Origin of the sequence: Alloalcanivorax gelatiniphagus (assembly GCF_005938655.1) — a bacterium.
Taxonomy (GTDB): domain Bacteria; phylum Pseudomonadota; class Gammaproteobacteria; order Pseudomonadales; family Alcanivoracaceae; genus Alloalcanivorax; species Alloalcanivorax gelatiniphagus.
Window position 1 is genome coordinate 56,105 of record NZ_VCQT01000001.1, and the last position, 22,737, is coordinate 78,841.

At 67.0% G+C, this 22,737-nt stretch carries 20 protein-coding genes; 5 read left to right on the forward strand and 15 right to left on the reverse strand.

Going from position 1 to position 22,737, the window contains the following annotated elements:
* Positions 1-114: 114 nt before the first annotated feature.
* From FGS76_RS00265 to FGS76_RS00320, 12 genes are all read right to left on the reverse strand, one after another.
* Positions 115-1,158 (reverse strand): ABC transporter ATP-binding protein, encoded by a 1,044-nt coding sequence (locus FGS76_RS00265; protein ID WP_138770744.1) that lies wholly within the window; start codon positions 1,156-1,158, stop codon positions 115-117.
* 10 nt (positions 1,159-1,168) lie between these two features.
* A complete protein-coding gene (locus tag FGS76_RS00270) occupies positions 1,169-2,776 on the reverse strand; it encodes an ABC transporter permease (protein WP_138770630.1) in 1,608 nt (535 codons plus the stop codon).
* An 11-nt stretch (positions 2,777-2,787) separates the two neighbouring features.
* Entirely contained in the window at positions 2,788-3,810 is a 1,023-nt protein-coding gene (locus FGS76_RS00275) for a Fe(3+) ABC transporter substrate-binding protein (protein WP_138770631.1), read from the reverse strand.
* A 106-nt stretch (positions 3,811-3,916) separates the two neighbouring features.
* Positions 3,917-5,428 carry a SpoVR family protein gene (locus FGS76_RS00280; RefSeq protein ID WP_138770632.1) on the reverse strand — a complete coding sequence of 504 codons (1,512 nt, stop codon included), beginning with the start codon at positions 5,426-5,428 and terminating at the stop codon, positions 3,917-3,919.
* Positions 5,425-6,705: a YeaH/YhbH family protein gene (locus FGS76_RS00285; RefSeq protein ID WP_138770633.1), complete on the reverse strand. Its 1,281-nt coding sequence runs from the start codon at positions 6,703-6,705 to the stop codon at positions 5,425-5,427. The genes FGS76_RS00280 and FGS76_RS00285 overlap by 4 nt, the downstream gene beginning before the upstream one ends.
* A gap of 172 nt (positions 6,706-6,877) precedes the next feature.
* Positions 6,878-8,800: a PrkA family serine protein kinase gene (locus FGS76_RS00290; RefSeq protein ID WP_138770634.1), complete on the reverse strand. Its 1,923-nt coding sequence runs from the start codon at positions 8,798-8,800 to the stop codon at positions 6,878-6,880.
* Between the two features lie 397 nt (positions 8,801-9,197).
* Positions 9,198-10,007, reverse strand: a complete 810-nt coding sequence (locus FGS76_RS00295) for a symmetrical bis(5'-nucleosyl)-tetraphosphatase (protein ID WP_138770635.1) — start codon at positions 10,005-10,007, stop codon at positions 9,198-9,200.
* 15 nt (positions 10,008-10,022) lie between these two features.
* Positions 10,023-10,412, reverse strand: a complete 390-nt coding sequence (apaG, locus tag FGS76_RS00300) for a Co2+/Mg2+ efflux protein ApaG (RefSeq protein ID WP_138770636.1) — start codon at positions 10,410-10,412, stop codon at positions 10,023-10,025.
* Positions 10,409-11,218, reverse strand: a complete 810-nt coding sequence (gene rsmA, locus FGS76_RS00305; RefSeq protein WP_138770637.1) for a 16S rRNA (adenine(1518)-N(6)/adenine(1519)-N(6))-dimethyltransferase RsmA — start codon at positions 11,216-11,218, stop codon at positions 10,409-10,411. The genes apaG and rsmA overlap by 4 nt, the downstream gene beginning before the upstream one ends.
* Positions 11,215-12,207, reverse strand: coding sequence for a 4-hydroxythreonine-4-phosphate dehydrogenase PdxA (pdxA, locus tag FGS76_RS00310; RefSeq protein ID WP_138770638.1), 993 nt, complete (start codon positions 12,205-12,207; stop codon positions 11,215-11,217). Before pdxA ends, rsmA begins: the two co-directional genes overlap by 4 nt.
* Positions 12,204-13,508: a peptidylprolyl isomerase gene (locus tag FGS76_RS00315; protein WP_138770639.1), complete on the reverse strand. Its 1,305-nt coding sequence runs from the start codon at positions 13,506-13,508 to the stop codon at positions 12,204-12,206. The genes pdxA and FGS76_RS00315 overlap by 4 nt, the downstream gene beginning before the upstream one ends.
* Positions 13,501-15,771 carry an LPS-assembly protein LptD gene (locus FGS76_RS00320; protein WP_138770640.1) on the reverse strand — a complete coding sequence of 757 codons (2,271 nt, stop codon included), beginning with the start codon at positions 15,769-15,771 and terminating at the stop codon, positions 13,501-13,503. The genes FGS76_RS00315 and FGS76_RS00320 overlap by 8 nt, the downstream gene beginning before the upstream one ends.
* A gap of 144 nt (positions 15,772-15,915) precedes the next feature.
* Here FGS76_RS00320 and FGS76_RS00325 point away from each other — a divergent pair, with 144 nt between their 5' ends.
* From FGS76_RS00325 to FGS76_RS00345, 5 genes are all read left to right on the forward strand, one after another.
* On the forward strand, positions 15,916-16,905 hold the full coding sequence (locus FGS76_RS00325) for an aminoglycoside phosphotransferase family protein (RefSeq protein WP_138770641.1): 990 nt from the start codon (positions 15,916-15,918) through the stop codon (positions 16,903-16,905).
* Between the two features lie 17 nt (positions 16,906-16,922).
* Positions 16,923-17,588: an N-acetylmuramate alpha-1-phosphate uridylyltransferase MurU gene (gene murU / locus FGS76_RS00330; protein ID WP_138770745.1), complete on the forward strand. Its 666-nt coding sequence runs from the start codon at positions 16,923-16,925 to the stop codon at positions 17,586-17,588.
* Between the two features lie 21 nt (positions 17,589-17,609).
* A complete protein-coding gene (rpe, locus tag FGS76_RS00335; RefSeq protein ID WP_138770642.1) occupies positions 17,610-18,278 on the forward strand; it encodes a ribulose-phosphate 3-epimerase in 669 nt (222 codons plus the stop codon).
* An 83-nt stretch (positions 18,279-18,361) separates the two neighbouring features.
* Complete coding sequence (locus FGS76_RS00340) at positions 18,362-18,952, forward strand: NlpC/P60 family protein (RefSeq protein ID WP_240692329.1); 591 nt, start codon at positions 18,362-18,364, stop codon at positions 18,950-18,952.
* Between the two features lie 55 nt (positions 18,953-19,007).
* The gene (locus tag FGS76_RS00345; RefSeq protein WP_138770643.1) at positions 19,008-20,120 is read left to right on the forward strand and encodes an NADH:flavin oxidoreductase; all 1,113 of its coding nucleotides are present in this window, start codon (positions 19,008-19,010) and stop codon (positions 20,118-20,120) included.
* 82 nt (positions 20,121-20,202) lie between these two features.
* On the opposite strand, the gene FGS76_RS00350 is transcribed toward FGS76_RS00345, so the two are convergent.
* From FGS76_RS00350 to mtgA, 3 genes are all read right to left on the reverse strand, one after another.
* Entirely contained in the window at positions 20,203-20,901 is a 699-nt protein-coding gene (locus FGS76_RS00350) for a type 1 glutamine amidotransferase (RefSeq protein ID WP_138770644.1), read from the reverse strand.
* Between the two features lie 23 nt (positions 20,902-20,924).
* The gene (locus FGS76_RS00355; protein WP_170214367.1) at positions 20,925-22,001 is read right to left on the reverse strand and encodes an META domain-containing protein; all 1,077 of its coding nucleotides are present in this window, start codon (positions 21,999-22,001) and stop codon (positions 20,925-20,927) included.
* A 61-nt stretch (positions 22,002-22,062) separates the two neighbouring features.
* Positions 22,063-22,734 (reverse strand): monofunctional biosynthetic peptidoglycan transglycosylase, encoded by a 672-nt coding sequence (mtgA, locus tag FGS76_RS00360; protein ID WP_138770646.1) that lies wholly within the window; start codon positions 22,732-22,734, stop codon positions 22,063-22,065.
* Between the last annotated feature and the right edge of the window lie 3 nt (positions 22,735-22,737).

The window sequence follows — 22,737 nt, forward strand, 5'->3', positions numbered from 1 at the left end:
CGGCTGAAGCCGCTCCTACAAGGACGTGGGGGCGCGGATCGCCGCCCGGCCGCTTGGCATCGCTCCTACGGCGATCGGCAACGCTTGTAGGAGCGGCTTCAGCCGCGATCAGGTTTAGCCACGCCCCCGCGGGAACACCACCAGGTGTTCCAGATCCAGCCGCACCGCCACGCTGGTGCCCGGCCCATGGGCGTGGTGGCTGGGCGCCAGGCACGGCAGCCGTTGTCCGTTTTCCAGTTCCAGGGTGTAGAGCATGCGCGCGCCCCGGAACAGGCATTCCACCACCCGCGCCCGGCGCGGGCCCCCGTCGTCGATCACCAGATCGTCCGGGCGGACCAGCACATCCACATCCGCGCCCGCTGCCAGCCCCGCCGGCAGCGGCCCGCGTAGCGGGCCCAGGGCGGTTTCCACGCTGTCCGGGTCGCGCACCCGGCCGGGCATCAGCACGCCGCCACCGATAAAGTCCGCCACCGTGCGGTCCGCCGGCTGGTGGTAGACCCGGTAGGGACTGTCCCATTGCAGCAAACGTCCGCCGTGCATCACCCCCAACTGATCGGCCAGGGCGAACGCCTCGTTCTGGTCGTGGGTGACGAACAGGGCGGTGATGCCCTCGCGCAACAGGATCTGCCGCACTTCGCGGCTGATCTGCTCGCGCAGTTCCGCGTCCAGGGCCGAGAAGGGTTCATCCAGCAGCAGCAGGCGCGGCTTGGGCGCCAGGGCCCGGGCCAGGGCCACGCGCTGCTGCTGGCCGCCGGACAGTTGATGGGGGTAGCGGTCGCCCAGGCCGGGCAGGCCCACCAGCGCCAGCAGCTCCGCCACCCGGGCGCGGCGTGCCGCCGGCGGTTGGTGGTTGAGGCCAAAGGCGATGTTGTCGGTGACGTTGAGGTGCGGAAACAGGGCGATGTCCTGGAACACCATGCCCACCCGCCGCTGCTCCGCCGGCATCTGCTGATGCGCATCGGCCACGGTTTCGTCGCCGAGCATCACCCGGCCGGAGGCCGGCGCCAGGAAGCCGGCGATCAGTCGCAGCAGGGAGGTCTTGCCGCAGCCCGACGGCCCGATCAGGCAGCCGATGCGGCCCTGGTCCAGGGTCAGGCTGACCCGGTCCAGCACCGGCTGGTGGTCGAAGCGCAGGGAAAGACGGTCCAGAGTCAGCATAGCCAAGCGATCATCCCGACGGGGCGTGGGGTACGCGCATGGAACGGGTCAGCAGCACCACCGGCGCCACCCCGGCCAGCAGAATGGCCAGCGCCGGCAGGGCGGCGTCCGCCAGTTGCTCGTCGGAGGCCAGTTCGAAGGCGCGCACCGCCAGCGTATTGGTGTTGAAGGGTCGGAGTACCAGCGCCGCCGGGAGTTCCTTGAGGGTATCCACGAACACCAGCAAGGCGCTGGTGGCCAGCGGCACCCGCAGCAGTGGCAGATGCACCCGGCGCAGCAGCGCGGCGGGGCGGGCGCCCAGGGAGCGGGCGGCGCTGTCCAGGTTCGGCGACAGGTTCTGCAAGCCGGCGTCCAGGCCCTGCACCGGGATGGTCAGAAAGCGCACCGTGCAGGCGAAGATCACCGCGAACAGGGTGCCGGAAAACAGCAGCCCCGGGGTCGGCAGCCCCAGGGCGGCCAGTCCGTCGTTAAGGCCCCGGTCCACGGTGGCCAGCACCATCACCACACCCACCGCCAACACCGTGCCCGGCACCGCGTAGCCGAACCCGGCCAGCCTGGCGGCGGCCCGCCGGGGGCGGTCGGCGCGCAGCCGCCGGGCCCAGATCAGCAGCAGCCCGAGGGTGGTGGCGGCGATCGCCGTGGCGCCGGCAATCAGCAGGCTGGTGCCGAGCAGCGCCAGGAAATCCGGGGCCAGCAGGTCGCGCCAGCGGGGCAGGCTCCAGAGCAGCAGTTGCAGCATCGGCAGTATGAATCCCAGCAGGATGGGCAGCCACAGCAGGGCGGCCAGCAGGCTGCCCGGGCCGCGGGCCAGGGTGCGGGGCGGCGCCGGCTCGCCGTTGCCGGCGATGCGCCGCTGCTGGCGGGCGTGCCGCTCCAGCCACAGCAGCACCACCATGGCCAGCAGCAGCACCCCGGCCAGCTGCGCCGCCGCCAGCCGGTCGCCGAGGCCGAACCAGGTGCGGTAGATGCCGGTGCTCAGGGTGGGCACGCCGAAATAGGCCACGGTGCCGTAGTCCGCCAGGGTTTCCATCAGCACCAGGGCCAGGCCGGCGACGATGGCCGGCCGCGCCAGGGGCAGGGCGACCCGGAAGAAGCGCCGCCAGGGGCCGGCGCCCAGGGTGCGCGCCACTTCCTGGGCCAGCGCCGCCTGGCCGATAAAGGCGGCCCGCGCCATCAGGTACACATAGGGGTAGAGCACCAGGGTGAACATGGCCACCGCCCCGGCGGGGCCGCGAATGTCCGGCAGCGGCACCGACAGGGCCTGTTGCAGGGCGCCTTCGCTGGCCAGCAGGCCGGTCCAGGTGTAGGCGATCAGATAGGCCGGGCAGGCCAGGGGCAGCAGCAGCGCCCACTCCAGCAGGCGGTGGCCGGGAAAGCGCAGCCGCGCCATCGCCCAGGCCGACCCCACGCCGATCACCAGGGTGCCCAGGCCGGTGCCCAGGGCCAGCAGCAGCGACATCCAGACATAGCCGGGCAGCACCGTGGCGCGCAGGTGCGGCCAGTTGGGCGACGGGCCGGCCAGCCAGCTGCCGGCCACCACCAGCACCGGCGCGGCCAGCACCAGCGCCAGGGCCAGCAGCAGCCAGGAGCGCCCGCCGGCGCCCGCGCGGGCGAGCAAGCGTCGGCGTCCTATTTCCAGCCTGCCTGATCCATCACCTTGACGGCGTCGGCGTTCAACTCACCGAGCTTCACCAGGGGCAGGTCGTCCTGCTTGAAGTCGCCCCAGCTTTGCAGCAGCTCGCTGGTGGCCACGCCCGGGCGCACCGGGTATTCGTGGTTGGTTTCCGCATACCAGCGCTGGGACTCGTCGCTGACCAGGAATTCCAGCAGCTTTTGCGCGTTGTCGGGGTTGGGGGCGTTGGCGGTGATGCCGGCGCCGGAGATGTTGATGTGGATGCCACGGCCGTCCTGGTTGGGCCAGAACACCCGCACCCGGTGGGCGATGTCCCGGGTTTCCGCGTCCTGGTCGGCCTGCATCATGCCCAGGTAGTAGGTGTTGACCACCGCCAGGTCGCAGTCGCCGGCGGCCACCGCCTTGATCTGGTCGCGGTCGCCGCCCACCGGGTCCCGGGCCATATTGGCCACCAGGCCCTCGGCCCATTGGCGGGTGGCCGGTTCGCCGTCGTGGGCGATCAGGCTGGCCACCAGGGATTGGTTGTAGATGTTGTCCGAGGAGCGGATGCAGATGCGCCCGGCCCATTGCGGGTCGGCCAGGGCTTCATAGGTGGACAGGTTGGCCGGGTCCACCCGATCCGGGGCATAGACGATCACCCGGCCGCGCACGGACAGGCCGAACCAGCGGCCTTCCGGCTCACGCAGGGCCGACGGCACCTGGCGGTCCAGTTCATCGCTGCTGGTCGTGGCCAGCAGCCCCTCCTGCTGGGCCCGGTACAGGCGCCCGGCGTCCACCGTGATCAGCAGGTCCGCGGGGCTGTGTTCGCCCTCCGCCTTCAGGCGTTCCACCAGGGCATCGGCGCTGCCGGTGATCAGGTTGACGGTGATGCCGGTCTGTTCGGAAAACCGGTCCAGAAGCGGTTTGATCAGCGCTTCCTTGCGGGCGGAGTAGACGTTCACTTCGTCGGTTTGGGTGCCGCAACCGGTGGTGATCAGGGTGGCGGTGAGCAGGGCAACGAGCAGGCCAAGGCGGCGCATGGGAAAAGGCTCCAGGCAGAAAAACACGCGCCGGATACAATCATTAATGAGAATATTTATCAATCAAGGCACCGGACGTATTTGTCCGGTGCCGGGGCGCCGCCGGTCAGCCGCCGGGCATGGACAGCCGCTCCACCACGGTGCCGTTGTCGATGCTCTCCAGGTGCACATCAAAGCCCCACAGGCGGTGCAGGTGGCGCAGTACCTCGCGGCCGCTGTCCGGGTCCAGGGGGCGATGGTGCTGGCGGATGTGTTGCAGGGTCAGGGAGCGGTCGCCGCGCACGTCCGCGTGGTAGACCTGGATATTGGGCTCCTGGATGCTCAGGTTGTACTGCTCGGAGAGCCGGTTGCGGATCAGCTGGTAGCCGCGCTCGTCATGGATGGCGTCGATCTCTATGTAGTCCCGTTCGGCGTCGTCGAACAGGCTGAACAGTTTGAACTCCCGAATCAGCCGGGGTGACAGGAACTGCTGGATAAAGCTCTCGTCCTTGAAGCTTTCCATGGCGAACTTGAGGGTTTTCAGCCAGTCGCTGCCGGCGATGTCCGGAAACCAGTGCCGGTCTTCCTCGGTGGGGTGCTCGCAGATACGCCGGATGTCGGTGAACATGGCGAACCCCAGCGCATAGGGGTTGATGCCGGAGTAGTACCTGGCATCGAACGGCGGTTGATAGACCACCTGGCTGTGGTTCTGCAGAAACTCCAGCATGAAGCCGTCGCCGACCTGGCCGCTGTCGTACAGGTCGTGGAGCAGGGTGTAGTGCCAGAAGGTGGCCCAGCCCTCGTTCATCACCTTGGTCTGGCGTTGCGGGTAGAAGTACTGGGCCATCTTGCGCACGATGCGCAGGATTTCCCGCTGCCAGGGTTCCAGTAGCGGCGCGTTCTTCTCCAGGAAATAGAGCAGGTTTTCCTGGGGCTCCGCCGGAAAACGGGAATTGGGCTCCCGGCGTTGCATCGCCGGCTGCAGTTCCGGAAAGGTCTTCCACAGCTCCGAGACCTGGCGCTGCAGAATCTCCTCGCGCTCCCGCTGGCGCTGCCGTTCCCGCTGGGCGGAAATCGGCGTGGGCCTTTTGTAGCGATCCACGCCGTAGTTCATCAGTGCGTGGCAGGAATCCAGGGTCTCCTCCACGGCGGCGACCCCATGGCGCTGCTCGCACTCGGCGATGTAATGGCGGGCGAACACCAGGTAGTCGATGATCGCCGAGGCATCGGTCCAGGTCTTGAACAGGTAGTTGCCCTTGAAGAAGGAGTTATGGCCGTAGCTGGCGTGGGCGATCACCAGCGCCTGCATGGTGATGGTGTTTTCCTCCATCAGGTAGGCGATGCAGGGGTTGGAGTTGATCACGATCTCGTAGGCGAGACCCATCTGGCCGCGCCGGTAGCGGCCTTCCACCTCCACGAACTGCTTGCCGAACGACCAGTGGTGGTAGCCCACCGGCATGCCCACGGAGGAATAGGCGTCCATCATCTGTTCCGAGGAGATCACCTCGATCTGGTTGGGATAGGTGTCCAGGCCGTACTTGCCGTGGGCCAGTTCGGCGATGGCCTGGTCGTAGCGGGCCAGGGTTTCGAAGTCCCAGTCCGAGCCGGTGGACAACAGCTTGCTTTCGGTCACCGTCATGCCGCCTCCATCCTTTTCTTGAACAGGCGCCGGAACACCGGGTAGATGTCGCCGGGATCATCCAGCTGGGCCATGGCGAAGCTGTCGCCGTGCCGGTCCTGGATCTGCTGGTACTGCTCCCAGAGCGCCTGGTGGCTGCGCGGCATTACCTCCACATAGGAGAAATGCTGCAGGCGTGGCAACAGCTCCTTTTCCAGCAGCTGGGCGCAGGACGGGGAGTCATCGTTCCAGTTGTCACCGTCGGAGGCCTGGGCCGCGTAGAGGTTCCATTCGTCCACCGGGTAGCGCTGCTTGATGATGTCCAGGGTCAGCTTAAGCGCGCTGGAAACGATGGTGCCGCCGGTTTCCCGGGAGTAGAAGAACTCCTCCTCGGTCACTTCCTTGGCACTGGTGTGGTGGCGGATAAACACCACCTCGGTGTGCTCGTAGTTCCGTTGCAGAAACAGGTAGAGCAGCAGAAAGAAGCGCTTGGCCAGGTCCTTCATGTCCTGATTCATGGAGCCGGACACATCCATGATGCAGAACATCACCGCCCGGCTCACCGGCGTGGGCACCTTGACGTGGTGGTTGTAGCGCAGGTCCACCTCGTCCAGAAACGGAATGCGTTCCAGCCGCCGCCGCAGCCGGGCGATCTGTTCCTCCAGTTCCGCCAGCCGCTGGTGGCGCTCCGGCGACTGGTCCTGATTCAGCAGTTCGTCCCGTTCCGCCTGGAGCGTGCGCAGCCGTTTGCGGCTGGCCGCCGACAGCGCCCGGCGGCGCATGGACGCCTGGCGCATGGAACGCACGATATTGATCTTGGCGGGCAGGCCATGGCTGACGATGCCGCCATGGCGGCGCTGAAAGCTGCGGGTGCCCTGCAGGTGGCGTTTCACCAGATTGGGCAGGGCCAGGTCCTCGAACAGAAAGTTGAGGAATTCGCGCTGATCGATTTCGAAGGCGAACTCGTCCTCGCCTTCGCCGGAGTCGCCGGCCTGCTGGCCGCCGGCACCGCCCTGGCCACCGGCCGGCTTCTTGATGCGGTCGCCCTGCTGGAATTCCTTGTTGCCCGGATGCACCACATTGCGCCGCCCGCCACCGCCGTGATGGAAACTGGGTTCGGACATGTCCTTGCGCGGAATGGAAATGCGCTCGCCCTGTTCCATATCGGTGATCGAGCGCCGGCCCACGGCGTCGTTCACCGCTTCGCGGATATGCCGGCGATAGCGCTCCAGAAACCGCTGCCGGTTCACCGTGCTCTTGTGCTTGCCGTTAAGACGCCGGTCGATGATGTAGCTCATGGGCTTCCTCCGGAAGCAGTTGCAAGTTGAAAGTTTCAAGTTGCAACGCGCTATAGGTTTGTCAGCGGCTTTTCCGCGCGGGCCGCGAATCCGGGTTGTGCGCGGGCACGGCCGTTAAGATCCCCGGCACCCGCCCTCGTTGTAACTTGTAACTTGTCCCTTTCAACTGAATCTATTGGGCCTTGCGTACGCGCAGGTACCATTCGGAAAGCAGGCGAACCTGTTTCTCCGTGTAGCCCCGGTCCATCATCCGCTTGACGAAGTTGTCGTGCTTGCGGCGGTCGTCGTCGCTGCCTTTCGGGTTGAAGGAAATCACTGGCAGCAGGTCCTCGGTGTTGGAGAACATTTTCTTCTCGATCACGTCGCGCAGCTTCTGATAGCTCATCCAGCTGGGGTTGCGGCCGGCGTTGTTGGCGCGGGCGCGCAGCACGAAGTTGACCACCTCGTTGCGGAAGTCCTTGGGATTGGAAATGCCCGCCGGCTTCTCGATTTTCTCCAGCTCCTCGTTGAGGGCCTGGCGGTCAAAGATCTCGCCGGTGTCCGGGTCCCGGAATTCCTGATCCTGAATCCAGAAATCCGCGTACATCACGTAGCGGTCGAAGATGTTCTGGCCGTATTCGGAGTAGGACTCCAGATAGGCGGTCTGGATCTCCTTGCCGATGAACTCCACATAGTGGGGAACCAGATATTCCTTGATAAAGCGGCGGTACTGGTCCTGGCGTTCCTGGGCATATTGCTCCTGCTCGATGCGCTGTTCGAGCACGTGCATCAGGTGCACCGGGTTGGCGGCCACCTCGGTGTGGTCGAAGTTGAACACCTTGGAAAGAATCTTGAAGGCGAAGCGGGTGGAGAGCCCGTCCATGCCTTCGTCCACCCCGGCCATGTCCCGGTATTCCTGGATCGACTTGGCGCGCGGGTCGATGTCCTTCAGGTTCTCGCCGTCGTAGATGCGCATCTTCGAGTAGATGCTGGAGTTTTCCGGCTCCTTGAGCCGGGTCAGCACCGAGAACTGGGCCAGCATGCGCAGGGTGTCCGGCGCGCAATGGGCGTTACGCAGGCTGGAGTTGCGCAGCAGCTTGTCGTAGATCTGCTGTTCCTCGGTGACACGCAGGCAATAGGGCACCTTGACGATATAGACCCGGTCGATAAAGGCTTCGTTGTTCTTGTTGTTTCTGAAGGTTTGCCACTCCGCTTCGTTGGAGTGCGCCAGTACGATGCCGTCGAAGGGAATCGCGCCCATGTGCTCGGTGCCGTTGTAGTTGCCCTCCTGGGTCGCAGTGAGCAACGGGTGCAGCACCTTGATCGGCGCCTTGAACATTTCCACGAATTCCAGTAGCCCCTGGTTGGCCCGGCACAGGCCACCGGAGAAGGCGTAGGCGTCCGGGTCTTCCTGGGCGAAGTCCTCCAGTTTGCGGATGTCCACCTTGCCCACCAGGGAGGAAATATCCTGGTTGTTCTCGTCGCCGGGCTCGGTCTTGGCCACCGCCACCTGGTCGAGAATCGAGGGGTAGCGTTTAACCACGCGGAACTGACCGAGATCGCCGCCGAATTCCTTGAGCCGTTTCACTGCCCAGGGCGACATGATGGTGTTCACGTAGCGGCGGGGAATGCCGTATTCCTCTTCCAGGATCGGGCCGTCTTCTTCCGGATCAAAAAGACCCAGCGGCGATTCATTCACCGGCGAGTCCTTGATCGCGTAGAAAGGAATTTTCTGCATCAGTGCTTTCAGTTTTTCCGCCAGCGACGATTTACCGCCGCCCACCGGGCCCAGCAGGTAGAGAATCTGTTTGCGTTCTTCCAGCCCCTGGGCGGCGTGGCGGTAGTAGCTGACGATGTTCTCGATCACATCCTCCAGCCCGTAGAACTCGCTGAATGCCGGATACCGCCGAATCATCTTGTTGGAGAAAATCCGCGACAGGCGCGGGTCCTTGGCGGTATCCACCAGCTCCGGTTCACCGATCGCCATCAGCATGCGCTCGGCGGCCGAGGCGTATACACCGGGGTCGGTCTTGCACAGGGCGAGGTAATCCTCCAGGGACATTTCATCTTCCTGGGCGGCATCGAACCGGGCCTGATAGTGGCGGAGAATACTCATGCCTTACTCCCTCCTGACGATGGGGAATCGGTGGAATCAAACGGATGCCATGCCAGTTCCGTTCCAACTTTACGGCGGGTGTCGAGAAAAAACGGGACGGCGGAAAGAATTAAAGCGGGGCCCCACCACCGGGCGGTGGCCATTAACAGGGCGATCAGAGTCCGCGCATAATTCATCGGATGCTCCCGGCAGCCGTCCGCGGACGGCGGCGTGGTGACGGGGTCGAGCAATGCGGGTGGATTCAAAACCCGAGACTGTTTTGAATCACTCTGGTTCTAGCATGGCGCTAAAACGAAGGCCAAGTCAAAAGCAAAAAAAGAACGGAGGCGTGAAGAAAAAGTGTGTGGGGATAGGATCGGATAAGCGGTGCGAAACGGCGGCCGAACGACCGCCGCGATCAGCAATCGCAGCGGAAGCGGGCGTCGTCGTCCAGGCGCAGGGCGGTCAGGCAGCCGCCCCAGACGCAGCCGGTGTCCAGGGCCTCCACGCCGGCCACGCCGCTGCGGCCCTCGAGCGCCGCCCAGTGGCCGAACAGCACGCGGCAGCCGGTGTCCAGGCGGTCCGGGTGTTCGAACCAGGGCACGAAACCGGCCGGGGGCTGGTCGGCCTCGCCCTTGGTGGTCAGATCCAGGTCGCCCTGGCGGTCGACGAAGCGCATGCGCGTGAAATAATTAGTGATCACCCGCCAGCGGGTGGGGCCGGTCAGGTCGTCGCGCCAGCCCGCCGGATCGTTGCCGTACATCTGACTGAAAAAAATGTCGGCGCTTTGCGGATCGGCCAGTACCCCGGCGATTTCGGCGGCCCGTTGACGGGCCTGCTCCAGGGTCCATAGCGGCGGCAGGCCGGCGTGGGCCATCACCGCGTCGAATTCAGGTACTTCCACCAGCAGGGGCTGGCCGCGCAGCCAGCCAAGCAGGGTGTCCCGGTCCGCGGCGTCCAGGATCGGCGCCAGGGTGTCCTTGCTTTTCGGCCGGGCATGGCCATGGGCCAACGCCAGCAAATGCAGATCGTGATTGCCCAGCACCACCCGCACGTTGTCGCGCAGTTCATACACCCGGCGCAGGGTGCCCAGGGAGTCCGGGCCCCGGTTCACCAGGTCGCCGGCCAGCAGCAGCTGGTCCCGGTCCGGGTTGAAGCCGATGGTGTCGAGCAGTGCCTCGAAGGGGCTCAGGCAACCCTGCAGGTCGCCGATGGCGAAGGTACTCATGGCGGCTCCCGTCGCTCAGTGCAGGGCCCGGGGCACCGCCAGGGTGAAGGCGGGGACCTCGGCGTCGAAGCAGGTGCCGTCCTCGGCCAGCATCTGGTAGCTGCCGTGCATGGTGCCCACCTCGGTCTCCAGCACCGCGCCGCTGGAGTACTGGTAGAACTGGCCGGGCGCGATGCTGGGCTGCTCGCCCACCACGCCCTCGCCGTGCACTTCCCTGGTGCGCTCCTCGCCGTCGGTGATCACCCAGTGGCGGGTCAGCAGCCGGGCGGTTTGCTGGCCCCGGTTGTGCATGGTGATGTGGTAGGCGAACACCCAGCGCTGGTTGTCCGCGTCGCTCTGGTCGGGCAGGTATTCCACTTGTACGGACACCTGAATCCGATGGCGGTTATCTTGCGCGGCCGTCATGGGCGGGCTCCTTTTGATTCCGGTACGTTGCCGGCGGCGCTGGCATTGGCCAGGGCCACGTAATCGGCCACCGTCAGGTGGTCCGGGCGCAGGCCCGCATCGATGCCGGTGGTGGCGAACACGCTTACATCGATCAGGCTTTTCAGGCTGTTGCGGATCGCCTTGCGGCGCTGACTGAACGCCTGAGCCACCAGCCGCGCCAGCCAGGCCGGGTCGTCGGCGGGCCAGGGCGGGGCGCGGTAGGGTGTCAGGCGTACCACCGCGGAGTCCACCTTCGGCGGTGGCCGGAAGGCCCCCGGTGGCACGAAGAACAGGTAATCCGCCTGGCAATGATACTGCACCATCACCGAAAGACGCCCGTAATCCTTGCCGCCGGGGGCGGCGGTGAGCCGGTCCACCACTTCCTTTTGCAGCATGAAGGTCATGTCGGCGATGGCGCCGGCCTGGTCCAGCAGATGGAAAATCAGCGGCGTGGAGATGTTGTAGGGCAGGTTGCCCACCACCCGCAGCGGGCGGCCGTCGGCCAGGGCGGCGAAGTCGAAGCGCAGGGCGTCGCTTTCGTGGATGGTGATCCGTTCCGGGGCGATGCGCTCGTGCAGCAGGGCAATCAGGTCCCGGTCCAGTTCCACCACCTGCAGATGGTCCACCTCGTCCAGCAGCGGGTAGGTGAGGGCGCCCTGGCCGGGGCCGATTTCCACCAGGGACTGGCCGTCGGCGGGGGCCACGCTGCGCACCAGCCGCTCGATGATGGCCGGGTCATGCAGAAAGTGCTGACCGAAGCGTTTGCGGGCGCGATGGGTACTCATGAAACGGACTCCGACGGGGCGGCCCGGCGCGCCAGTTGCGCCGCCAGGCGGGTGGCGGCCAGCAGGCTGCCGGCCCGGGCGCGGCCGGTGCCGGCCAGATCGAAGGCGGTGCCATGGTCCACCGAAGTGCGGATGAACGGCAGGCCCAGGGTCAGGTTCACCGCTTCGCCGAAGCCGGCGTATTTGAGCACCGGCAGGCCCTGGTCGTGGTACATGGCGAGCACCGCGTCGTGCTGCTCCAGCAGGGCCGGCTGGAAGGCGGTGTCCGCCGGCACCGGGCCGGTCAAGTCGAAGCCTTGGCCGCGCAGGCGCTCCAGGGTGGGGATGATGATGTCCAGCTCCTCGCGGCCCAGGTGGCCGCCCTCACCGGCGTGGGGGTTGAGCCCCAGCACCAGGATGCGTGGCCGTGGCAGGGCGAATTTGCCGCGCAGGTCGTCGCGCAGAATGGTCAGCACCCGGGTCAGGCCGGCCTCGGTGATCGCCGCCGGTACCTTGGCCAGGGGCAGGTGGGTGGTGGCCAGGGCGACGCGCAGGTCACCGGCGGCCAGCATCATCACCACCCGGTCCACGCCGGCCCGCTCGGCCAGAAATTCGGTGTGTCCGGTGAAGGCCGGGTCGGCGCCGTCACAGATCACGTTCTTGGCCACCGGGGCGGTGACCATGGCGGAGAAGGTGCCGTCCAGGCAGCCGTCGGCGGCCAGCCTGAGCATGGCCAGGGTGCCGGCGCCGGTGGCCGGGTCCGGCCGGCCGGCTTGCACCCGGGCACCGGCCGGGCAGTGCCAGAGAGCGGCGCCGTCGCCAAGGGGATGCTCCGGGGACCAGTCCGGCAGGTCCACGGCGAGGCCCAGGGCGCCGGCCCGGGCGCTGAGCACGTCCCGGTCGCCGAGGATCACCAGCGGCGCCGGCAGGGGGCCGGCGGCCAGACTCAGGGCCAGGTCCGGGCCGATGCCCGCCGGGTCGCCGCTGGTCAGGGCCAGGGGGCGGATCATGATTCCGGGTTCAGGCGGATGTCCACATAGGCCTCCGCGCGCTGCTCCTGCAGCCAGGTTTGCAGCTCTTCGTCGAAGCGCCGTTTCTGCAGCGCCTGGCGGGCCTGCAGATCCCGGTAGCGGTCGCTCATGTCGGTCTCGCGGATGTCTTCCACCTGCAGGAAGTGCCAGCCGAACTGGGTCTGGAAGGTGGGCGACAGCTGCCCCTTGGGGGTTTCCTGCATCATCTGCTCGAACTCCGGCACCATTTCACCCGGTGCCACCCAGCCCAGCTCGCCGCCCTGGCGGGCGCTGCCCGGGTCGTCCGAGTCGCGCTCGGCGGCCTCGGCGAAGGTCAGGGCGCCGGAGGCCACCTGGGCGCGCAGCCGGTCGATTTCCTGGCGGGCCTGGGCCTCGGTGGTCAGGGTGTCCGGGCGCACCAGCACATGGCGCACCTTGTACTGGGTGACCAGGCGCTCACCGGCGCCGCCCCGGCGGTCGATCATCTTGAGAATATGGAAGCCGGCGCCGGAGCGCAGCGGCTCACTGATATCGCCTTTTTGCATGTCGATGGCGGCGTCGGCGAACAGGCTCGGCCATTGGGCCGCCTCGCGCCAGCCCAGGTCGCCGCCTTCCAGGGCTTCCGGGCCGTCGGATTCGGCCACCGCGGTTTCCGCGAAGTCGGCGCCGCCGCGCAGGCGGCGCACCAGGTCGTCGGCCTTCTGCTTGGCCGCGCGCACCTGGTCCGGGCTGGCGCCGCCGGGCACCTTGACCAGGATATGGCCCAGGTGGAAGTCGGCCTGGAACATGCGCTTGCCGGTTTCCGATTGCAGGAAACGCTCCACTTCCCGGTCGGTGACGCGGATCCGCGATGCCACGCTGCGCTGCTGAAGCCGGGAGATCACCATTTCGTTGCGAATCTGTTCGCGGAACTGGGGCCAGTCGTAGCCTTCACCGCGCAGCCGCTCGGAGAACTGCTGCAGGGACATGTTGTTCTGGCGGGCGATGCCTTCCAGGGCCTGGTTGAGCGTGGCGTCGTCCACGCGGATGCCGGCGCGCTCGGCCATTTGCAGCTGCACCCGCTCCAGGATCATGCGGTCAAGCACCTGCTCGCGCATCACCTCTTGCGGCGGCAACGGGCGGTTGTCGGCGCGGAACTGGGCGGCGATGTCGTTGACCCGCGCGTTCAGTTCGCTGTCCATGATCACGCCGTCGTTGACCACCGCCACGATGCGGTCCAGCGGTTGCATCTGTGCCTGGGCCGCCTGGGTTACCTGGGTCATCAACAGCGCGCCCAGCAACCAAGCTCCGATCCTACTCATACTCACTCCTGTATCCGGGAATACTGCGTTCCAGCAGGCTGTCCACGCGCCCGCCGAACCCGCCGAGCCCGGTCATTTGAATCTGCATTAATACCGTGGAGTCGCCTTCCAGGGTGCCGTTGCCGTCGTCGTCGACCAGCTCCCGCTGGCTGACCAGCCGGATCTTCCAACAGCAGTTACGCCATTCGGCGCCCGCCAGGGTCTCCAGGGTGCGCTGATTTTCCAGGTCGTACAGCCACCGGCCAATCAGGCGCCAGTTGCGGTGGATCGGCCAGATCGCGGCGACCTCCGATTGCTGAATGTCCTGTTCCGCCAGGTCATGGAAGCCCAGGTTGAGTACCCGGCGCTCCCGGTCGGTGTAGCCCAGCCGCAGGGAAGAGCGCTGGCGCTGGTTGGCGTGGGTATCCCACTGGCCTTCGGAATAGAGGTACCAATCGTGCCCAAAGTTCCAGCGCGCGTCGGCGACCATGGGGGTCTGGTCGGCATCGTCGGGCTGCTGGCCGCGCAATTGCACCTTGCGTTCGCCGGTGTAATAGCCCTGGCCGACCCGCAGGCGCACCTGTTCGCGGCCATCGTCGTTGCGCAGGAAGCGGCTGGTCACGCCCACCGACATCTTTTCCTCGTCGCCGATGCGATCGTAGCCGATGAAGCGATTTTCCCGGAACAGGGTGTTATAGGAAAAGGTCAGTTCGCCAGCGTCGAAGTTGGGCAGGTCGTCCTGATACTGGTAGGCCACCTTGTTGATGAACACCCGCGGTTCCAGCGTCTGGGTGTAGCCCCGGCCGAACAGGCTGGTGTCGCGCTGCAGGAACAGCCCGGAATCCAGGCTGGCGCCCCAGGTGGTCAGGGTCGGGTCGGTGCTCTCGTCGGCGCCGTCCAGCTGATAGCGGGTGTGGTAGACCCGGGCCCGGGGCTCCAGGTAGCCCCAGGGTTGCTTGAGCCGCACCGTCAGCCCCGGAGCCAGGTGCACCCGGGCGCCGGTGGGGTTGCTGCTGGTGTCGTTGTCGGCGCGGTCAAAGGCGGTCACGTCGCTGAGCCACAGGCCGTGCAGGGGACCGTACAGCTTGGGGTCGCCGGACAGCTGCAGCTGCGGCAGACGCCGATAGGGTTCCAGGTTGTCCGGCAGGGTCGGGTCGATGGTCTGCCAGGACTGGATACGCGCCAAGGCCTGCCAGCGGCGGCCGAAATAGCGGGCCTCGCCGAGCCGCGGCAGGTGAGTCTGGGAGCTGACCTCCAGGCCGGTGTCCAGGTCCTTGAAGTAGAAGTCGTCGGACACGTAATTGACGTCGGCGGTGAGCTGCCAGCGGTGCACCGAGCCGTTGTGCCGCCAGGACGCCACTTCCCGGTTCTGGTTGTCGAACTGGCGGTCGCTGAACAGCACGCCATAGCTGACCTGACCCAGGCCCAGGCGGTTCAGGTAGCGGAATTCGGTTTCCAGCCCGCTGCCCCGGCCATCGATATAACGGGGCGCCACGGTGGCGTCCATCTGCGGGTGCAGGTTGATATAGATGGGCTGGGTCACGTCCAGGCCGCCGTTGTCGCTGGTGGCGATGGTGGGGAACAGCAGCCCGCTTTTGCGGCGGTCGTCGATCGGGAAGGTGATCCACGGCAGCCACAGCACCGGCATGCCCTTGACCCGCAGGGTCACGTCGCGGGCCTCGCCCCAGCCCTGGCTGCGGTCCAGGCGGATCTGCCGGCCGTTCAGCTGCCAGCCGTTGGAGCCCGGCGCGCAGGTGGTGTAGCTGCCCTGCTCGATGGTGACGAAATTGTCGACCACGTCGATGTAGTCGGCGGTGCCCCGGGCGCCGGGGCCGAACAGGGAATAGCGCACCTGATCCAGGCTCACCTCGCGGCGGTCGGTCTGGCCGCTCATGCCGTCGGCGAGGAAGGTGAACTGGTCAGTCTCCAGGCGCAGGCCGTTGTTCACCTGGAACTTGCCGCTGGACTGGTCGAGCAGGGCGGACTGGGTGGTGAGCCGGCGGCCCGGTTCCTCGATCAGCACGTCGCCGCCCATTTCAATCAGACCGTCGCGGGTCAGACTGGTGCGGTCGGCGGTGATCACCGTGTCGCTGCGTTCGGCGGGCACGCCCACCCGGGGGTTGTAATAGATGCCGCTGCACCACACCGGAATCGGCCGTTGCAGCACCAGGGGCATGGCGTCCATGGACTCCCGGTCGACCCAGTTAAGGTCGTCATCGGCGCCGGCGAAGCCGGCCAGGATCAGTGCCAGGCCGGGTAAAAACGATGGTTTGGGCAGTGGCATCGGCTGCTCGGAACAGGTAAAAAGGCCGTTTCGGAATCCCCGACCGCGTCCTTGATGACGCGTACCCTGCCGGTGGGGCCGGCGTTGTCGTGGCGGTACGGAGTTTCAGTCGAATCGCGGCAGTGTAATGGATTGAAGGTGGCAATGCAGCCTGAGAACGGTAATCAGGATCACCGGCGCGCGGCGCTGGATCAATGGGTGGGCGCCTGGCTGGGTGCTCCGGTGGCCGGCGAGCCGGCCTCGGCGGACGCCAGCTTTCGTCGCTATTTCCGGTACCGGCACGGCGGGCGCACCCTGGTGGCCATGGACGCGCCGCCGCCGCAGGAGGACTGCCGGCCCTTTATCGACGTGGCCGGCCGGCTCGCCCGCGCCGGTGTGAACGTGCCCGAGGTGCTGCACCAGGACCTGGAGCGGGGCTTTCTGCTGCTCACCGACATGGGCACCGAAACCTGGCTCACGGCGCTGGACGACGGCAACGCGGACGCCTGGTTCGGCGCCGCCCTGGACGCCCTGATCGCCCAGCAGTGCCACGCCGACAGCAGCGGGCTGCCGGTGTACGACCGGGCCCTGCTGCGCCGTGAGCTGGGGCTGTTCAGCGAATGGTACCTGGAGCGCCATCGTGGTCTGGCCCTGGAACAGGCCGACACGGCGCGCCTGGAGGCGCTGTTCGACACCCTGATCGAGTCCGCCCTGGCCCAGCCCCGGGTGTTCGTGCACCGGGACTTCATGCCCCGCAACCTGATGGTCAGCGACCCCAATCCCGGGGTGATCGATTTCCAGGACGCGGTGGGTGGCCCGCTCAGCTACGACCCGATCTGCCTGTTCAAGGACGCCTTCCTGAGCTGGCCGGAGGACCGGGTGCTGGTCTGGCTGCGCCTTTACCATGAGCGGGCCGGCGCCGCCGGCCTGCCGGTGCCGGCGGCCTTTGACGACTGGCTGCGCTGGTGTGACCTGATGGGCGCCCAGCGCCACCTGAAGGTGATCGGCATCTTCGCCCGCATCCGCCACCGGGACGGCAAGCCCAAATACCTGGAGGACGCGCCGCGCTTCTTCGCCTATCTGCGCACCGTTATCACCCGGCGCCCGGAACTGGCCGACCTGGGCCGGCTGCTGGACCAGTGGGGCTGCCCGTGAGCGGCGACCCCACCGCCATGATCCTGGCCGCCGGCTATGGCAAACGGATGCGGCCGCTCACCGACACCACCCCCAAGCCGTTGCTGGAAGCCGGCGGCAAGCCGTTGATCCAGTATCACATCGAGGCCCTGCGCGACGCCGGGGTGGGGCAGATCGTGATCAATACCGGCTGGCTGGGCGAGCAACTGCCGGCGCGGTTCGGCGACGGCGACGCTCTGGGCGTGCGCCTGCACTGGTCCCATGAAGGCACGCCTCTGGAAACCGCCGGCGGCATTCGCCGGGCCCTGCCGCTGCTGGGCGAGGCGCCCTTTATCCTGGTCAATGGGGATATCTGGAGCGACTTCGATTTCCACCGTCTCGGCGCCCTGGACGGGGACGACCTGGCCCATCTGGTGCTGGTGGACAACCCGGCCCACCATCCGCACGGGGATTTCCATTTAACAGCCGGGGGCCGGGTGAGTGATAATGCCGCCCCCCGACTCACCTATCCCGGCATCGCGCGGCTGCATCCGGCGCTGTTTCGAGATCTGGACGACGGCGAACGGCCGCTGGCGCCGCTGTTGCGCGCGGCCATGGCCGCCGGCCGGGTCTCCGGCCAGTACCATGGCGGGCACTGGTGGGACATCGGCACGCCCGAGCGCCTGACCGAGCTGGATCGTTTTCTGGCCGGCCGCCGCCGCTGAGCCACGCACCGAGGACATTTCATGGCCAAGCAAACCCCCTGGATCGCCCCTTCCATTCTCGCCGCCGATTTCGCGCGGCTGGGCGAGGAGTGCGAGGCGGTGCTTGCCGCCGGCGCCGACGTGATCCATTTCGACGTGATGGACAACCATTACGTGCCCAACCTGACCATCGGCCCGATGGTGTGCAAGGCCCTGCGCCAGCACGGCATCACCGCGCCCATCGACGTGCATCTGATGGTCAGCCCGGTGGACGACCTGATCGGCATGTTCGCCGACGCCGGTGCCTCCATGATCACCTTTCACCCGGAAGCCTCCCGGCACGTGGACCGTTCCCTGCAACTGATCCGCGACGCCGGCTGCCAGGCCGGCCTGGTGCTCAACCCGGCCACCGGCCCGGAGTGCCTGGAGTACGTCATGGACAAGCTGGACATGATCCTGCTGATGAGCGTGAACCCGGGCTTCGGCGGCCAGAAGTTCATCCCCGGCACCCTGCAAAAGATCGAGCGGGTGCGCCGGCTGATCGACGACAGCGGCCGTGATATCCGCCTGGAAGTGGACGGCGGTGTGTCCGAGAACAATATCGGAGAAGTGGCCGCCGCCGGCGCCGATACCTTCGTGGCCGGCTCCGCCATCTTCGGCAAGGACGATTACCGGGCGGTGATCGAGGCGATGCGCGCGCGGCTGGTCTGACCCCGACCCGCCGGGGGCTGGTGGGCGGCCGCGTCACGGCGGTATAGTCGGTGAAATTCTATTCCGGAAACCAGGGAGACGCCGTGTCCGGTGTGTCGTATCCCCGCTCCTGGCGAGCCATTCTGATGGTGTTGGTGCTGGCGGCCCTGCTGGGCGGCTGCGCCACCCGTTCCATGGACCACGGGCCCCGGGTGGAAGAACGCGGCGCCGGTGGCGAGCCGCCCCCGCTGCTGCGCGACGATGTGCCCGCCGGCGACGCCTCGCCGGTGCTGCCGTTGCTGCGCGCCCAGGCGGAGCAGTGGCGCGGCGTGCCCTACCGGCTGGGCGGCAACGACCGCCGGGGCGTGGACTGTTCCGCCTTCGTGCAAATCACCTTCCAGTCACAGCTGGGCGTCAACGTGCCTCGCACCACCGATGAACTGGCCCGCGAGGGGCAGCGGGTGGGCCGGGATGAGCTGCAAGCCGGCGACCTGGTGTTCTTCAAGACCGGCTTCCGGCAGCGCCATGTGGGCATCTACATGGGCGGTGACCGCTTCCTGCACGCCTCCACCAGCCGGGGCGTGATGACCTCTTCCCTGAACAACGTCTATTGGCGGCGCCATTACTGGAAGGCGCGCCGCCTGGATCTGGACGAGCTCCCTACGGCGGTGTCGCTTTCGGACGAATCACGGTAGATTACGTCACTGTTTTTTTTCAGTCATCACCGTTTGATTGACCGGGAGAGTACCCATGAGCGCTGATCTCGCGCCCCTGTTTCGTCCTTTTGAATGCAAGTCCCTGAAGCTGCGCAACCGCGTGGCCATGGCCCCCATGACCCGCAGCTTCTCGCCCGGCCAGGTGCCCGGCGAGAACGTGGCCGGCTATTATCGCCGCCGCGCGGAAGGCCAGGTGGGGCTGCTGATCACCGAGGGCACCACCGTCAACCATCCCGGCGCGCCCGGCCATGACGCGGTGCCCGCCTTCCACGGCGAGGCCGCCCTGGCCGGCTGGAAGCGCGTGGTGGAAGCGGTGCACGGCGCCGGCGGCGCCATCATTCCGCAGCTCTGGCACGTGGGCAGCACCCGCCGGCCCGGCGTCGGCGCCGACAAGGACGCCCCCGCCTATTCGCCCTCCGGCCTGTTCAAGACCGGCAAGCCCAACGGCAAGGCCATGGACCAGCAGGACATCGACGACGTGATCCGGGCCTTCGCCGACGGCGCCCGGGACGCCAAGGCGCTGGGCTTCGACGGGGTGGAGCTCCACGGCGCCCACGGTTACCTGCTGGACCAGTTCTTCTGGGAAGGCACCAACCAGCGGGACGACCAGTACGGCGGCTCCCTGGAAAAGCGCGCCCGGTTCGGCGTGGAAGTGGTGCGCGCGGTGCGTGAGGCGGTGGGCGAGGACTTCGCCATCGTGCTGCGCTACTCGCAGTGGAAACAGCAGGATTACGAAGCGCGTCTGGCGCACACCCCGGAGGAGCTGGAGCGTTTTCTGGCGCTGTTCGTGGACGCCGGCGTGGACATCTTCCATGCCTCCACCCGTCGCTTCTGGGTACCGGAATTCGAGGGCTCGGATCTGAATCTGGCGGGCTGGACCAAAAAGCTCACCGGCAAACCGGCCATTTCCGTGGGCAGCGTGGGCCTGGATGACGACTTTATCGGCGCCAATAACCAGGGCATCGGCGGCACCGCCAATCCGAAAGGCATCGAGGAACTGGTGAAGCGCATGGCGGCGGACGAGTTCGACCTGATCGCGGTGGGCCGGGCCCTGCTGCAGGACCCGAACTGGCTGGTGAAAATGCGGGAAGGCCAGACCGACGAAATCGAACCCTTCACCAAGGCGGCGCTGGGCTCCCTGAGCTAGCGCCGTTGCGCGGTCGAACGAGCGCCCCCACGGCCTGAGCCAGCAGCGCTCGTTCGACCGCGATCAATACCGGGCCAGCCCCCTAGGCAACCGACAGAAACGCATCCAACAGCCGGTTCAAGCGCCGGCGGGCGTCGTCGAACAGGGGCAGGTGCGCCAGCATTTCCTCTTCACTTTGCACCCAGGGGCCGCCATCGCGCAGTTCGTCCGCGCATTCGTGGCACAGGGCGCGCACATGGCCCGGCGCCAGCTCCAGATGGAATTGCAGGGCCAGCACCCGGTCGCCATAGCGGAACGCCTGGTTCTCGCAGCCCCAGCTGCGCGCCAGATGCACGGCGCCGTCCGGAATCGAGAAGGTGTCACCGTGCCAGTGCAGCACCGGCGCGCCGTCGTTGAACACCGCGCCGATCGGGTCGGCGCGGCCGGCGTCGGTGCTTTGCACCGGGAACCAGCCGATTTCCCGTTGCGGGTTGCGGGTCACCGGCGCGCCCAGCACCCGGGCGATGATCTGGGCGCCCAGGCACACCCCCAGCACCTTGCGCTGCTGGTCCAGGCAGGCGGCGATCAGCCGTTTCTCATCGGCCAGCCAGGGGAACCGTTGTTCATCGTCGGCGCCCATGGGGCCGCCCATCACGATCAGGGCGTCGAACTGGTCCGGGGCGGGCAACGGGTCGCCGTGGTACAGCCGCGAGCCGCTGACGGTATGGCCCTGGCGTTCCAGCCAGCCGGCAATGGTGCCCAGCTTCTCGAACGGCACATGGGACAGATAGTGGACGCGCATCGGGGGTCAGTTCCTCCCTTCGCCTAATACAGGTATTCCGCTCGCAGCACCGCCAGCAAGGTGCCCTCGCCGTCATAGAGATTGAGGCGCTGGCCTTCCACCTGGAAGCTTGCCACGCGGCTCAGCACCGCCATGAAGTCGTCGGCCACGTTGTCGCCGGTGCAGGCCATTTCCGTGCTGGCCAGGTTCTCAAGAGTAAGCCGCCGGTCCTCGCTTTGATAGCGTCCGCTCAGGCTGTTGCAGCCGGTGTTGCCCTTCACTTCGCCCTGCTGGGCATGGAACACCAGATGGGCCTGGCGGTTCTGGCCCTGCGGCGCCGGCACCGCCCGGCCTTCCACCTGGAGCAGCTTCCAATAGGTGTTGGCCAGGTCGGCGTTGGCGCTGGCCGAACTCAGCGGCAGGGTCACCGGCTCCTGGTCGCCGTCCAGCACGCGCAGCGGCGCCGGCATGGCGAACAGGGTGGCGCCGTCGGCCAGCACCCGGGCGTCCAGGCCGTAGCGGCGGTCGGCGGCCACCCGGGTCTGGTCGAAATAGAGCCGGAACGGCTGGGCCAGATCACCCTCCAGGGCCAGCCGGGTGAGCCGCTGGGTGAGCGGCGCGCCGTCGCCGCCGGACAGGTCGCGCAGGGTCAGCACCAGCACGCCGCTTTCCGGAATGGCCGCGTCCTCCGGCAGGGTGATGCGCCCCTCCACGGTGCCGATATTGGTGGCGTCGCGGCGGTAGTCGCCGGCGAACGGCGAGTCCCCTTCCAGGGTCAGTGACGGGTTGTCCAGGGTGGCGGTCAGGGTCTGGTCGACGATCAGGCCGCCGTTATCCAGGTAGTGCAGCGCCAGGTCGCCCTGGTCGGTTTTTTCCCAGCGCAGGCCACGGCGCGGGCCGCCATTGACCAGATACAGCTGGCCGTCGTCTTCCAGTACCAGGGCGTTCAGGTCGCTGTCGCCGGTCGGCCGCCAGATGCCCGCCAGACCGTCACGGACCTGGGCGGCCGGGGTTTCGGCGGGCAGCTCGGCGGATTCCCCGGGGCCGGCGGCCGGCGGTGCCGGGTCATCGCAGGCGGCGAGCAGAAAGACAAAAGGAACGAGCAACCAGAACGGTCTCATACAGCGGGTCTCCAGAATTCCATAGGGCCACGGAACACAGAGTCCCGCCGGCCCGACAAGTTCAAGGCGAGGGGATACGCACCAGCGGCAGCTGCTCCTGAATCCAGAGCGTGCGTTGCTGCACATAGTCGGTGGTGCCGCGCACATCGTAGTAGCTGGGCCGGGGCAGCAGCACCGCCATCTGCGCGGCCTGGGCCGGCGATAGCTGGTCGGCGTCAACGCCGAAGTAGTGGCGGGCGGCGGCCTGGGCGCCGAACACCCGGTTGCCCCATTGGGCGGTGTTCAGATACAGCTCCAGGATGCGCTGCTTGGACAGGGACAGCTCCAGCATCACCGCGATCAGCGCTTCCTGAATCTTGCGGGTATAGGTTTTTTCCGAACTCAGGAACAGGTTCTTGGCCAGTTGCTGGGTGATGGTGGAACCGCCGGCCACCGGGCGGCCGGCTTCCTCGTTGCGCGCCATGGCATGGCGGATGCCGCGCCAATCGAAGCCGGAGTGCTCCACGAAACGGGCGTCCTCGGAGATCAGCACCGCGCGCTTCAGATCGTCGGCGATCAGATCGTAGTCGCGCCACTGATAGCTCACCTGGCCATGGGCGCGGGCACGCTCCATGAAGGCGGTGTCCTTCGGGTTCTGGCCGCGCAACTGCAGCACCAGCCCCAGGTACCAGAGCTGGGAGGCCAGGGCGGCGATCACCAGCAGACCCAGGACGGAAAGGAAAAAACGCTTCATTGG

Coding starts and splice junctions, on each gene's coding strand:
- FGS76_RS00265 (WP_138770744.1), bottom strand. CDS start 1,158: ATGCTGACTCTGGACCGTCTTTCCCTGCGCTTCGACCACCAGCCGGTG.
- FGS76_RS00275 (WP_138770631.1), bottom strand. CDS start 3,810: ATGCGCCGCCTTGGCCTGCTCGTTGCCCTGCTCACCGCCACCCTGATC.
- FGS76_RS00280 (WP_138770632.1), bottom strand. CDS start 5,428: ATGACGGTGACCGAAAGCAAGCTGTTGTCCACCGGCTCGGACTGGGAC.
- FGS76_RS00285 (WP_138770633.1), bottom strand. CDS start 6,705: ATGAGCTACATCATCGACCGGCGTCTTAACGGCAAGCACAAGAGCACG.
- FGS76_RS00290 (WP_138770634.1), bottom strand. CDS start 8,800: ATGAGTATTCTCCGCCACTATCAGGCCCGGTTCGATGCCGCCCAGGAA.
- FGS76_RS00295 (WP_138770635.1), bottom strand. CDS start 10,007: ATGAGTACCTTCGCCATCGGCGACCTGCAGGGTTGCCTGAGCCCCTTC.
- apaG (WP_138770636.1), bottom strand. CDS start 10,412: ATGACGGCCGCGCAAGATAACCGCCATCGGATTCAGGTGTCCGTACAA.
- rsmA (WP_138770637.1), bottom strand. CDS start 11,218: ATGAGTACCCATCGCGCCCGCAAACGCTTCGGTCAGCACTTTCTGCAT.
- pdxA (WP_138770638.1), bottom strand. CDS start 12,207: ATGATCCGCCCCCTGGCCCTGACCAGCGGCGACCCGGCGGGCATCGGC.
- FGS76_RS00315 (WP_138770639.1), bottom strand. CDS start 13,508: ATGAGTAGGATCGGAGCTTGGTTGCTGGGCGCGCTGTTGATGACCCAG.
- FGS76_RS00320 (WP_138770640.1), bottom strand. CDS start 15,771: ATGCCACTGCCCAAACCATCGTTTTTACCCGGCCTGGCACTGATCCTG.
- FGS76_RS00325 (WP_138770641.1), top strand. CDS start 15,916: ATGCAGCCTGAGAACGGTAATCAGGATCACCGGCGCGCGGCGCTGGAT.
- murU (WP_138770745.1), top strand. CDS start 16,923: ATGATCCTGGCCGCCGGCTATGGCAAACGGATGCGGCCGCTCACCGAC.
- rpe (WP_138770642.1), top strand. CDS start 17,610: ATGGCCAAGCAAACCCCCTGGATCGCCCCTTCCATTCTCGCCGCCGAT.
- FGS76_RS00345 (WP_138770643.1), top strand. CDS start 19,008: ATGAGCGCTGATCTCGCGCCCCTGTTTCGTCCTTTTGAATGCAAGTCC.
- FGS76_RS00350 (WP_138770644.1), bottom strand. CDS start 20,901: ATGCGCGTCCACTATCTGTCCCATGTGCCGTTCGAGAAGCTGGGCACC.
- FGS76_RS00355 (WP_170214367.1), bottom strand. CDS start 22,001: ATGAGACCGTTCTGGTTGCTCGTTCCTTTTGTCTTTCTGCTCGCCGCC.
- mtgA (WP_138770646.1), bottom strand. CDS start 22,734: ATGAAGCGTTTTTTCCTTTCCGTCCTGGGTCTGCTGGTGATCGCCGCC.